Here is a 12,466-nt window from a genome sequence, read left to right on the forward strand (position 1 = left end):
ATAGCTGGCAAGCTGTCCAATTGATACGCTTAACGCAGCGGAATTCATTCAAGGAGGCGGAACGTTATATGTACGCACACCACAGGCAGACGCTGGAGAAGCTGGCGGAGAAGCTGGAGCAGGACCCTTCTTGTCTGGCGGCAATCACCAGCGGATCTGTAGCCAAGGGAACCGCCAGCGAGACCTCGGATGTAGATGTTCATTTGGTCTTGACCGATGAAGCCTATGCAGAATATGAGCGAAACGACAGGCTCTCCTACGTGGACCGGGAAGTCAGCACCTATGAAGGCGGATATGCCGATATCAAGGTGATCAACCGCCGGTTTCTGGAGCTTGCCGCCCGGCGCGGCAATGAGCCGACGAGGTATGCTTTTACCCGTGCAGAGGTGCTGTTCTCCAGAATTCCGGAGCTGGATGAGCTGGTGGCCCGGATTCCCGTCTATCCCGAGGAGAACCGCGAGCGTAATTTGCGGGAATTCTGCGCTCAGATCTACCTGTACGGGCTGCATTTCGCCAAGCAAGCGGGCCAAAAAAATGACGCCTACCTGCTCGCTCATACGGCGGGCCAACTGGTGTTTTTTAGCGGGCGGATGATTCTGGCGTATAACCGGCTGCTTTTTCCAAGCCACAAAGGGCTGCTGGATGCAGTCGATACTGCGGAAGCCCAGCCGAAGAATTTCCGTACGCTGGCAACAGAGCTGCTGCAATCGCCCAGTGCACATAAGAGTGTGCGCTTCGCCGCGAAGATGCTGACTTTCTATAATCATGGCTTGTCCTTCGAGCAGGCACTCGGGATCTATGTGCTGAACAACGAGCGTGCCTGGATGGAGCAGCCCATTTCCTTACAGGACCGCTAGTGCAGCGCCAGAATTATATTTATGGATTGGATCAGTAAAGCGGAACTAAATAGTGAAACAGCAAACAGCGACCCCCGCAAAGGGAATCGCTGTTTTTTGTTGCTATAATGAATGCACCTCAGAGACCCGGCGCCGCTGCGCCTCGGCCATGATCCGGGCTTGCAGCTGTACCCGTTCCCAGGTAGCATCAAGGCCCTCGGCCTGTTGCCCGTTCATGATTGCTGCAAAAGCCTCTAATTGCCCCACATAATAGTTCAGCGGAGCGAATTCGCATAGGGTGGTGCGGTTGTCCGGCAGATCATGCCGGATTTTGAGCTTGTAGAACCCTTTGATCGGCCGGAAGAAATCCGGGACCGTCAGCACGGTATGGTCGAAATACAGGGTATGTGAGGCCCGGTATGGCAGCTCAAAGGAAGTGAGACACTCGGCCCTCAGCCCGTTCTTGTATTGCAGCGCTGCCTGAAAGGTCCAATCGCAGCCATCCGGCCCGTCAAAGGCCGACTGCGCCAATATCTCCTCCGGCTGAAGACCGGCAAGGGTCTGCACGAACTGCAGCCAGTAGCAGCCCAGATCGGCAAAAGCGCCTCCGCCCTTCCCCCTGACACTCCGGTAATTGTCGGCATGCCCGTTCTTGGCAGGAATGGAGATTCGGGTGCTGATCCTGCGCAGCGCGCCGAATTCGCCAGAATCGACGATGCCCTTCAGCGCCTGCTGCCAGGGGTGACAGGCAACCATCAGACCCTCGGCGAGCTTCGGAGCCGCAGGGTTATTCTTCGCCAGCCTTAACTGCTCCGCTTCTTCAGGATGGAGACAGATCGGCTTTTCCACCAAGACATGCTTGCCCGCATTCAAGGCCCGGATCGCCCACTGCGCATGAAGCTCATTGCTGAGCGCAATATACACTCCATCCAGATCGTCTAGCTCCAGTAGCTCATCCAGGCTACCTGCCACATAGGGAATCTGGTACGCCTCCGCCATGGCCTCCGCTTTCGCCAAGGTACGGTTGGCAATCGCCGTGATCTTCACCTTGTCTACCATCCGTGCCGGCTCCAGCATCGCTGGAACAGCGATACTCGAGGCACCCAGAATGCCGAGCTTATAGGCAGGCTGCTCTCCCCCGCTGCTCATATCTGCGCCAGCGCAGCATAGGTGTTCAAGTACAGCACATTGCATTTGGAGCAGGCCGGGGACAAGCCTTCATCCAGAATCCGCCGCAGCCGGTCGTAACGCGCTGAATTCCATATTTCGGTCAGCGTCAGCTCATTCACATTGCCAATCGCCAGCTCACCAAAAAATTTACATGCACTCACCATGCCGTTCGGGGCAATATCCACACGGGTGCTGAGCGCCAGACATTTGGAGGTACTGCGGGATAGCATCGGCTTCCCGGCCACGAAGTCCTCAATCTCATCAAAGTCCAGCCCCGGCTGATAGCGGATTCGGGTATTGTGCCAGGTGTTGCTGTTGATCCGCCGCAGATCTTCGGTCAGTCTGGTGATATTCTCCGGCTGGATATGGTATTTGAACGCATGCCAGCTGCTCCGGTGATCCGGCGGTAGCTCGGCCAGCCACTGGAAGTGTTCATCGTAGAAGCGGTCCATCGCAAGGCTCGTGTCTTCCGAGATATACCAGGGGAAGCAGAGGAGAACCAGATCTACACCCTTGCGCTCAAAAAACTCCACCAGCTCGTACAATCTGCCGATCATATTATCATTTATGACGTTATGAATCGAGATCCGGCCACGAAAGCGGCCCTGCTCGCGCAGCTCCAGCAGCCGTTCGACAGTTTGGACCACCTTGTTAAAAGACCCTTTGCCGCGCAGAAAATCATGCTCCTCCTCGAACCCCTCAATCGGAATCAGCAGCTCCAGATTGTCGGAGATGGCACATAGCTCCTCTTCAAACTTCGGAATCATATAGGCATTGGTGCAGATTGTGGTGTCCCGGGGATGCTCCTGTAGCAGCTCCAGAATCTCCTTGGCCTTCCGGTGAAACAGAGGCTCGCCTCCCCATAAATACAGGCGGGACTGCGCTTCATCCGTCTCCTCCAGCAGCCTCTGGATCATTCCCAGATCCATATCCAGGTTCTGCTCGGCGGTATCCATATCATGATGGTAGCCGGATTCATTCCATTGATAGCAATGCTTGCAGCGGAGATTACAACGGTTGGTTAGCTTGAGGGACATAATCTCCGGCATAACGGTCCGGAAGCCCGGATCAAGCTTGCGTTCTCTATGCGGGACCACGACATTTCGAATCGTACGCTTCAAAGCTTCAAAGGACTTGGCGTCCAGGCTCACTCTACTGGTAGGTTGCATTAGCTTCTCCCTCCTGCTGTGGATAATTGTTCGGCATAGCTTGCCGCATAATCCGGGTATTGGCCTCTGGCGGCTCTGAGGTTATCCGCCAGCTTGCGCAGTTCATCATAATCATATCCTGACGCGGCCCACTCCCCGTAAGTGATGCCGTAACCAAGCCCGACCCACAGATCACTGTTGATCTTCTCGTGCGGGCCGAAGGGATCGAGCAGCACCAGCGGTGTACCCGAAGCCAGGGAATCAATCAAAGCGCCGCCGCCCGGCTTACTGATGACTGCGGACGCCTGCCGGATGACTCCGTACATCCCCTCCCCGTAGCTCTGGCAGGGCGGGAAATGCCCAGTCCGGTTACCGGTTACCTCTGCAAACGGCGGGAAGGTATACTGCCCGCTGCCATCCTTCGTCCAGGTGCGCCACTGCGGATCATTCATATAATAACGTCTGCCGCGGACAGCGCCGCCAATCTCCTGAATGCTGTAAGCGGCGATATCCAGCTCGTACCCCGCCGACTCCAGCGCATCAAACTTCTCGCGGAAGGTTCCGATTCCCCAGCCTCCCCCATGTACGACCAGCCGTCCGTTCCTCGCCGCAGCAGGCAGGGCTTCCGCAGATCCGGCATCGATGCTGTACAGAATCTCCTGCTTCCCGGAATCATACAGACCTACTTCATGGTAGCCTTCCGCGTAACCCGGATTCAGTTTGCGGAGATTCTTCCACGATGGCGACAGGTCAACGTCGATATACAGCAAATCGGCATATACCGTCATACCTGCCATCTCACGGTACCGGTCCATGACATGTACCCAGTGCCCGGACAAGACGATGAAGCGCTGCCGTTCCTCTTGCTTCCATCGCTCCAGCAAATGTTCAACGGCTGCAGGGTCAAGGCTGCTTCTTATATCGGACGGTATTTTCTGTGAGGTCAGGGCGACAGCAAAGCTCTGCTGGTATGCCCTGCGGCTGTTGTCTGTCTGCTCCTTTTTGTGGTCAGGCATTAAGGCCTCAAACACCTCAACCTCTGCCTGAAGGCCCATCGCTGTGAACTTCCGTTCCAGCAGCAGACCGGGGACATAGAAGCCCAGGCCAAAGCCTGAGCATAGAATCGTCACGGTGTTATTCATTGGAGGGCTCCTTTCTTTATCGCAGGATAGTATAGCCTGTGCGCATGAGAGACTCGTCCAGCGTACGGATGAGGCTCTGCTTGCTGTCTTCACTCCGGTAAGTCAAGGCCGCATACAGCTTGCCCTTCGTGGAACCGGCAGTACGGGCCGGGTCCAGCGGCTGGAGCGCGCTTGAAGTCAAGGGCATCACACCTTCACCCGCACCCAGCTTGAATAAAATCCCCGTCTCCTCCATCCGCTCCAGCAGCTCCTCATAATGAACTTTGCCCTTAGCCGCCAGCGGCACCTGTATCAGGCAGGTGTGCATACCCTCTTGCTTGAACCGGCGGTCCACATGATGCTTAATCAGACTCATCGACTTGCGGGCATTGATCTCTACCAGAGGCGCCAGGCTTCCGTCACGCAGCTGCATCGAATCGACACATACCTCACCGTAATATCCGTCAGAGTACAGCTCCCGCCCTATGCTGTGCATAGTCTCCCAGTAGCCTTCCTTATCCAGCTTGTCCAGCAGAGACGGCTGCGGGGAGTGGGATTCGCCGAAGGCGAAGCCCTGGTTCACCAGCTGCTGAACGGACAACAGGGTGATCCGGCCTTCCGGATCAATCTGAAACTGGCAGGAGAAGTCTGTCTCCCGGTCCAGCAGGGGCTCAAGGACAAACCGGATTCTTTTGCCCTGATTGCGGCTTGACTCCAGATGCCCGGCCATCCGGCGCAGCATACGCTCCGAATCCACCAGCTGATTTCCTTTACCGGATACTCCATACTCGTCCTTGATCAGAAAAGCTCCCTTCTCCAGCAGTGCTTGTCCCGACTGCAGCAACTCCTCCATACTGTGGACCACTACCGCAATATTCGGCAGCCCGAGCCGGTCCCGCATCGATGTAGAATAGCTCTTGGTATTCACTGCCCGTACAATCTCTTCATCCGGCAATGTGGGCAAAAGCTTGTACCGGCTAACCGCCTCCTGCGTCCCGGGAAGCACAGCAAAGGGCTCCAGCAGCGATCCTTCCGGTATTAAGCGGCCAGGTTCCTGCCCGGCGTCCATCCGGCCCAGCAGTTCAAATACATTCAGCGTCTCCTGTGGGGGAACGGGCTCCTTTGCCTCAAGACTGAGCGGCTCCATATTGGTGCTGAATGAATAACCGAGCGATTGCAGATAGTCATATTGTGCCCGGTTCATCCCCTGGCGGGTTAAGAGAACATCGCCGCTCCCGCAAAAGACAAACAGCATTTCATCCATCGCCTGCACGATAGCCAGCGCCTTCGCATCGGGAATGGCCGGCAAGGAGGCCAGATCCTCCTCCCGCCAGTACCGCTCCGACTCCAGGCTGCCGCAGTGCACAGCGTTCCTCATTGTACGGCAAGCCCGGCCACGTAAGCAGAGAACCGGTCAACCGATTTCAGGTGCTCCAGATCAAAGGTGTCGAAATCTACCTCTATATTGAATTCATCCTCGACTCTCAGAATAAAATTAATGATCTGCAGGGAGTCAAGCGCCGCGTCCAGCGTCAGGTCAGAAGCTCCGTTCAGCGTCTGAAGCAAACCAGGCTCCTCCTTGATTTCGGCGATAATCTCAATCACTTTTTGTTGCATTGTGTCTACCCCTTTCAGGTTGCATAATTGGAATGAATATCATGAATATACCAAATTTTAAGTTGTTAATATATGGTTGAATGCGCCAAAATATTGAGATATACTAGGATGGATTCCAGTTGCTAACATAAGGAAGCAGGAAACGGAGGTTTGTTTATGGAAGCTTTTCCGGTATTTACGGGGGACTATTTATTCGACTCCTGTTCCCCCGTACAAATGCTCCTGACTCAAAATACGGTCACTTCCGTACGTCATCAGCACGACTTCGTAGAACTGGCCTACGTGGTTCAAGGGACAGGCATTCATCTGGTTGGTGAGGATAAAATGCAGGTGACGCAGGGGGATGTGCTAGTGATTCCGCCGGGGGTGTCCCATGTCTTTCATCCGCAGGATATGAGCGGTACCGAGCCGCTGCTGATCCTGAATTGTATGCTCAGGCCCGGGCTTGACAGGTTGCTCAGAGAACTGCCGGAGCCCTTGCCCGAAGAGGTCCGCTTGCCGCTGCTGAAGCTTCTGAAGGTGCGGCAATGGTTCGGATACAGGGAGAAGAACAAGGAAATTCTCTTCCTGCTCGGGCGGTTGCAGGGGATGCTGAACTCTGGCCTGCTCATGAATGAGCAGCAGCTATACCCGCCGCTGCTGGAGCTGGCGAAGCTCATTATGCCCGCAGCAGACATCCCCTTCGCCGAACGCCCGGGGCCTCAGTATGACCCGCTGCATGATGTCATCTTATATATGATCAGTAACTATAGTGAGCGGATCACGCTGAATGAGATGAGCTGCCACCTTGCGATAAGCTCCCGCCAGTTCCAGCGGCTGCTCAAGAATAAGACCGGCAAATCCTACATCCAGATCTTCCAGGAAATCCGGATGAAATACAGCTGCCTCCTGCTCCTGTTCACGAAGCTTGGCGTGCAGTCCGTCGCCCTCGAGGTCGGCATTTATGACATGAAATATTTCTACCGGCTCTTCCGCGAATTCAGCGGCATGACTCCCGCTTCTTATCGTGACCAGCTGCACAGCCACTTCAGCTCGGCGAAGGAGATGATGAGCAGTGTTGAACATTGCTCCTGTTAAGAGTACCCACTACCCTAAGCTGCGCAGCTGCATTGATGACTGCATCCAGTCTGTAGCGCAGTGGCAGGGACTGGACAGCAAAGGCATGTACGGCGATGCCTGGCAGATGTTCCTGGATGAGCCGCAAGCCCCGGACCAGCCGCTGATTGAGCGGATACGGCTGCCCCGGATCAACACCGGCTACCTGTCTGCGTATCATGGCCTTACCTTCAGTTATATAGAACGGACTGAACCGGCAATGGATAGAAACTATATGACTGGCTTGCTGGAGAATCAGCTGTCCTCAGGCATGCCGGTTCTGGTCGGCTTCGATTCCTATGACTGTCCCTGGTGTGTAGCCTACCGCAGACTGCATACGAGCCATGCCTGTCTTGCCGTAGGTCTGGACCGGGAGAAGAACCTGATCTATCTGACGGATGCTTACTATGAAAAGGAACTTGAGGTGGTGGATTTCAGCATCCTTGAAGGGGCTTGTCATTTCTACGCCTTATTCGGGCGGTGCGAAACCTCCCGTTCCTTCATAGACTGGCAGACCATCCTTCAAGAGGTGCTTACCAGCCCTGCCCAACAGATTCGGCCGGATCAGGTGGGCGTCCAGCTCAGAGCGTATGCCCAGGCCTATCTGGAGACCGGGATACAGCCTGATAACACAGCCGAAGCCAGTTCAGCCTTCAAAATCTATGCCAACGCCCTGCCGATCAGCCGAATCCGGTTCAGCCAGTTCCTGCAGCTGCTGGAACGCGAAGGCCCGGCGCCTGCTCTCTCCCGGGCGGCTGAAGGCTACCGTCAGGCAGGCGAAAAGTGGGATCTGGTGAATCAGTTCATGATTAAGGGGATGTGCTCAGGCAACAAGCCCGCCGCACGGGTGAAGCTTCACAGGAATATGAGTGAGATCATCCGCCTGGAGGAGCAGCTTCTGGAGGAGCTGGTAGATTTGACGATGACGGCTCTGCCTCGCAGATAGATCCTCTACCCTACGACACAAATAGAGCAGCGGCCCCCCAACCGGGAACCGCTGCTCTTCTTTTTCAACCTAACTATCCTGTTATTCTGCTACTTGCGCACCGAGAGGACGAACCGCTCCAGCGCGCTTATATCCGTAATGCTCTGATTGCAGCCCTGACTATCCATACATACGTACTGGCCCACGAACGCAAAATTATCTGCCGCCGCAATCTCCGGCTTGGTCTTGACGGTCAGGAAGGCAAGCTCCTGCTGCCGGTTGCAGAACAGGCAGTAGCCCTTCTTGTGCTCCGGCAGCATCCGGCCTTCCACACCAATGAACTGCCCTTCATGCGGATAGACGATGAACAGCTTGTTCGTTGCGATATCTGCCCAGGCCAGATACGTGACATAGCGGAAATCAAACGACTGCAGGTCAGGCAGCTTCATCTTTTTATTCTTGGGAAACAGCTTCTGAATCTGCTTGAGCGTAATCGGCGGAAACGGCTCCAGATAAGGCTCCAGCCCGCTGGTATACTGCTGGAAGTCCTCTGCCTTCTCGAAGGCGGAGATTGCCCGCAGCATCTGCTCCTGACCCTCGGTCAGTGAAGCGAAGGCCCCCGTCACGTTGAGCTCGGCGCTGTATCTTACGGTCTCCAGGACACGGCGGTCCGCTACCGAACGCAATGTTTTCAGCACAAAATCTGCTTGTTTCTTAATATAATTATATTGATGGTTTCTAATAAATGTTGGTTTCACAGCTCTTCAGCCCCTTATTATGATTGATTAAAGCAATAAGGTGCAGAGCCTGCGATTAGAAACGATAATATCTGTTTGGGCGATCAAGATTGTCCTGCCGCACCCCACGCAAAGTATCGCCCCGGATCAGGCTCTGCATGAGGACTCCCTAGCTAATGAGCAATTCGTTGCCATCCGTGTAACCCCCTGTCCACTAACCTGCCAAAAGTATAGCAGGAAATTACGGACGGAACAATTCCAAATCCTATAGGGGTGCACAGCAGATACCATGGGATGACGGCGGCATGGTGGAGCTATTTTATAACAGGAGTGTATTGAAAGATTCCGCATCCAGCTTCAGCTTGTAATGCGTGCCGTCATTCGAGAGGGTGACCGTCCGCGATTCCTTGAACGGATTGGCAATGACGAGGACCCGTCTGCTCTCCGGCGTCTCGAAGGCGACTGCATTGCCGGTCCATTTGCCCTTGAGGCCGATTCTGCTGGAGCCGGGACCCACGAAATGAGCGAAATGCTTCATGACATAGAACTCGGGATTGTTCACTGCCTTAACGCCGCCCGGGTCTACAGTAATCATGGCGTTCTGTTCCCAACCCCACGTACTGCGCCCCTTCGGCAGCAACACCATATTCCAGTAAATATACGCGTTCACACCATTAGTGAAATAATGCTGGTACAGGCTGAATATATATTTGGCATAGAACCAGGTGTTCTCCCCGTCCCCGCATTCGTTCTCCGTCTGCATATAACGCAGTTCAGGATAAGCCTGTACCGTACGCTGAATGCCGTATTTGCCCGCCCACTGGTAGCCGACTCCCTTCACATACTTGTAAGCTTCAGGATCACTTAATACGGTATGTGCATAGGCATCGAAGCTGCTGTCCTTCTGCTTCATCCACTCGTCCCAAGGCTCCGGCGCATTGATCGTGCCCAGCCAGATCTCCGTAGCAAGTCCATGCTGTTCAAAAGCCGGCCCCAGATAATCACGGATGAATTCCAGCAATTGCTCGCCGGTCCATACACAGGACGGGAATTTCTGATCGGCCACTACCTCGTTCTGCACGTGCACCTGATGAATGGTAATTCCCTCTTCGGCATAAGCCTGGACGAACTTCACGAAGTAGAGCGCATAGGCCTCCAGAATATCCTTCTCCCAGCGCAAGGTGCCGTAATTGTAGGCGCGCGGGAATTTCATCCATGTGGGCGGACTCCAGGGGGAGGCGAATAATTTCAGCTCCGGGTTCAGCTTGAGGGCTTCGCGGATATAGGGGATCAGATACTTGCGGTCCCGCTCGATGGAGAAATGCTCCATGGCGTAATCGCCATCGGTCTCATTCAGGCTGTACCATTCCAGGGCATAGTCGCTGGCCCCGATCGGCAGGCGGCAAATGCTGAACCGTTGATCCCCGTCCGGGTGAAACAGCGAATGCAGCACAGCGCTTCTGTCCCCGTCTGCGAGGAGATTCAGCGCCTCGAACCCCAGCTCATTGAAGCATCCGCCGAACCCTTCGATATTCTGATGCAATTGTCCGGTGAACGCCAGATCCACTGCTTCGGCAGTGGTGGCTTCCAGGGGATGGGATACCCAAGGCTCATTTTCTGTACTCGATATCCATACTTGTCCTGTTCCGTCCACGCTTCTGCCTCCTAATGCTGTAGATTATTTAATAATCATAACGCCCCAAGCACCAATCGTAAGTTCCTGATCCTGCGCCACCGGGTTCCCGGACAGCAGTTCCGTTCCGGCTTCGTACGGATATTTGAAGCTGAGCGGCTGGGCGGAGTAGTTGTAGTAGTAACGGATGGTATGGCCCTGGCGGTTCACACCGGACTTCACGATGAGCGGGAACGACAGCTGCTGGTCCGCTCCCCATAACTCGGCCAGCTGGAGCGTATCGCGCAGGATCTCCGCAAGTGCGGCAGGTCCGGTCATACAACCAATGTAGGTGGCTGTTCCTTCGCCGAAGGTATTTCGGGTGACGGCTGCATATTCGCCCCACTGGGGATGATCGTAGCTGGCCAGCACCTCTGCTGAACCGGGAATGATCATCTCCATCCAGATGCGGACGGTGTGAACGCCTGCTTCGGCTCCCTCAGGGAACAGCTTGCCGGTAAGTCCAGTAACCGCATTCGGCGTGGCAAAATGACTATAAGCAATCCCGCAGGCCTCATGAATAATCCCGGGCTGTGCGGTATGACGAACCTTCACCTGTTCATCGGTGAACCCGCTCTTGAAGGAATAAACCACATGGCCGCCGCTGCGAACGTAGTCATTCAATTGCTGGAGCGCCTCATCCGAGACAGCGTATAACGCAGGAACCACAACCAGCTCATACTCGCTGAGGCGCGGGCTGCCCGGCTGGATGAAATCGCAGGCGATGTTCATTTTATAGAGTTCATCGTACATCCAGCGGACCACATCGTTATAGATCAATCCGCCGGGCAGCTTGAACCATTCGATCGCCGACAGTGCTTCATTGCTGACCATAACAGCCACCTTGCTGGTCTTCTTCAGTCCGATCAACTGGTCGCTTAACCGCTTGAAGTCCGCGCCGATAGTCTGGGCTTCCTGATATACCGGATTCGGCAGGAAGTCATGGCTGAGCAAGCCCTTCCAGTAGGTCTCGAAGGAATTATGAATCGAATGCCAATGCCAGTAGGCGACCATCGAAGCGCCTGAGCCCAGATGGCTGAACGCCAGCTGCCGCAGCTGTCCTGGATATGGCGTCCACTCCGGGAACGCTTGCGCCTGGGTCTCCAGCACGAAGTAGTTATCCTGCTTCAGCGAGCGGATTAGATCTCCCCCGAAGGCAATCTCTGCACCTGTAAGCTGATCCTGGGACGGGTGATAAATATCTGTACCGGCAATGTCAAAAGGCTGCGAAGCCGCAAAATGATCCACCGAAGGCTGAACACCGAACGAATAGCCCCGCCACTCGAAATCGAAGTTATGTGTGGTGAACTGCCCCGGCTGCTTATACTCATTCACAATTCCGACCTGCCACGCCAGGAACTCATTCACCAGCCCACGCTGGAATCGGGCGAATTCCGCCCCCAGGCTGCCGTTGATTGTCCCTACCATGGACGGGAAGTCCTCCCAGCTGTCGATCCGGTTACTCCAGTAATCCAGACCGAACTGGTGGTTGATGGCTTCGAGCGTTCCGTAGGTTTCCCTCATGTATTTAATGAAGCTAAGCTGGACGTTCGGTCCGGCTGTCTCATAATGTTTGGTCTCATTATCGATTTGGTAGCCAATTACCGCAGGATGTCTATGTACCACAGCCATCAGCTTGCGGATGATACGCTCCGCGTAGAACAGATACGCCGGACTCGTGATATCCATAATCTGTCTGGCGCCATATTTGCCTTCCCCGTTCACAGTCACGGCCAGCACCTCCGGGTGCTCCTTGACCATCCAGGCCGGCACCGCATAGGTAGGCGTTCCGACAATGACATGTATTCCGGCCTCATGCATCGCATCCAGCACTCTACGTACAGAGGAGAAGTCGAATACCCCGTTCTGCGGCTCATGCGTGCTCCAGGTGGACTCGGCAATCCGGACGGTATTAATGCCCGCATCCTTCATCATTTGGATGTCCTGCGTAAGACGGTCATAAGGCATGTATTCATCATAATAAGCAACGCCGTATAACAAGTGATCCATTATAAGCCTCCTAAGAGTTTTGATAGCATATACATCCTGAATTTCTTCGCAAAACTGGCTTCGGAAGCATACGCTTAGAGTTTTGATAGCATACGCTTAGAGTTTTGACAGCATACGCTTAGAGTTTGGTCCGCT

At 54.7% G+C, this 12,466-nt stretch carries 11 protein-coding genes; 3 read left to right on the plus strand and 8 right to left on the minus strand.

Translation table 11 applies throughout. The features are described from left to right. Window positions 1–68: 68 nt before the first annotated feature. Window positions 69–857: a nucleotidyltransferase domain-containing protein gene (locus NST43_RS20900; RefSeq protein ID WP_339219139.1), complete on the plus strand. Its 789-nt coding sequence runs from the start codon at window positions 69–71 to the stop codon at window positions 855–857. A 102-nt stretch (window positions 858–959) separates the two neighbouring features. Here the strand turns inward: NST43_RS20900 and NST43_RS20905 are convergent, their stop codons facing one another. Genes NST43_RS20905 through NST43_RS20925 form a run of 5 tightly spaced genes read right to left on the minus strand, consistent with a single transcriptional unit; the run spans window position 960 to window position 5,892 of the window. Then, a complete protein-coding gene (locus tag NST43_RS20905) occupies window positions 960–1,985 on the minus strand; it encodes a Gfo/Idh/MocA family oxidoreductase (RefSeq protein WP_209984730.1) in 1,026 nt (341 codons plus the stop codon). Next, window positions 1,982–3,175, minus strand: coding sequence for a radical SAM protein (locus NST43_RS20910; RefSeq protein ID WP_339219141.1), 1,194 nt, complete (start codon window positions 3,173–3,175; stop codon window positions 1,982–1,984). The genes NST43_RS20905 and NST43_RS20910 overlap by 4 nt, the downstream gene beginning before the upstream one ends. Continuing rightward, window positions 3,175–4,296 (minus strand): UDP-glucuronosyltransferase, encoded by a 1,122-nt coding sequence (locus tag NST43_RS20915; protein WP_339219143.1) that lies wholly within the window; start codon window positions 4,294–4,296, stop codon window positions 3,175–3,177. Before NST43_RS20915 ends, NST43_RS20910 begins: the two co-directional genes overlap by 1 nt. Window positions 4,297–4,312: 16 nt before the next feature. Continuing rightward, on the minus strand, window positions 4,313–5,641 hold the full coding sequence (locus NST43_RS20920; RefSeq protein ID WP_339219145.1) for a hypothetical protein: 1,329 nt from the start codon (window positions 5,639–5,641) through the stop codon (window positions 4,313–4,315). A gap of 8 nt (window positions 5,642–5,649) precedes the next feature. Then, a complete protein-coding gene (locus tag NST43_RS20925) occupies window positions 5,650–5,892 on the minus strand; it encodes an acyl carrier protein (protein WP_209984742.1) in 243 nt (80 codons plus the stop codon). A gap of 156 nt (window positions 5,893–6,048) precedes the next feature. Between NST43_RS20925 and NST43_RS20930 the strand changes: the two genes are divergently transcribed. Then, window positions 6,049–6,969: an AraC family transcriptional regulator gene (locus NST43_RS20930; RefSeq protein ID WP_339219147.1), complete on the plus strand. Its 921-nt coding sequence runs from the start codon at window positions 6,049–6,051 to the stop codon at window positions 6,967–6,969. After that, window positions 6,947–7,933, plus strand: a complete 987-nt coding sequence (locus tag NST43_RS20935; protein ID WP_339219148.1) for a hypothetical protein — start codon at window positions 6,947–6,949, stop codon at window positions 7,931–7,933. Before NST43_RS20930 ends, NST43_RS20935 begins: the two co-directional genes overlap by 23 nt. Window positions 7,934–8,022: 89 nt before the next feature. Here the strand turns inward: NST43_RS20935 and NST43_RS20940 are convergent, their stop codons facing one another. The 3 genes from NST43_RS20940 to NST43_RS20950 form a co-directional block, all read right to left on the minus strand. Then, window positions 8,023–8,670 carry a FusB/FusC family EF-G-binding protein gene (locus NST43_RS20940; protein WP_209984751.1) on the minus strand — a complete coding sequence of 216 codons (648 nt, stop codon included), beginning with the start codon at window positions 8,668–8,670 and terminating at the stop codon, window positions 8,023–8,025. Between the two features lie 298 nt (window positions 8,671–8,968). Further along, window positions 8,969–10,240, minus strand: a complete 1,272-nt coding sequence (locus NST43_RS20945; RefSeq protein ID WP_339225488.1) for a glycoside hydrolase family 30 protein — start codon at window positions 10,238–10,240, stop codon at window positions 8,969–8,971. An 87-nt stretch (window positions 10,241–10,327) separates the two neighbouring features. Next, window positions 10,328–12,331, minus strand: coding sequence for a beta-galactosidase (locus NST43_RS20950; RefSeq protein WP_339219149.1), 2,004 nt, complete (start codon window positions 12,329–12,331; stop codon window positions 10,328–10,330). Window positions 12,332–12,466: the final 135 nt, after the last annotated feature.

Source organism: Paenibacillus sp. FSL H8-0332, from assembly GCF_037963835.1.
GTDB classification, from domain to species: Bacteria; Bacillota; Bacilli; order Paenibacillales; family Paenibacillaceae; genus Paenibacillus_AQ; species Paenibacillus_AQ rhizoplanae.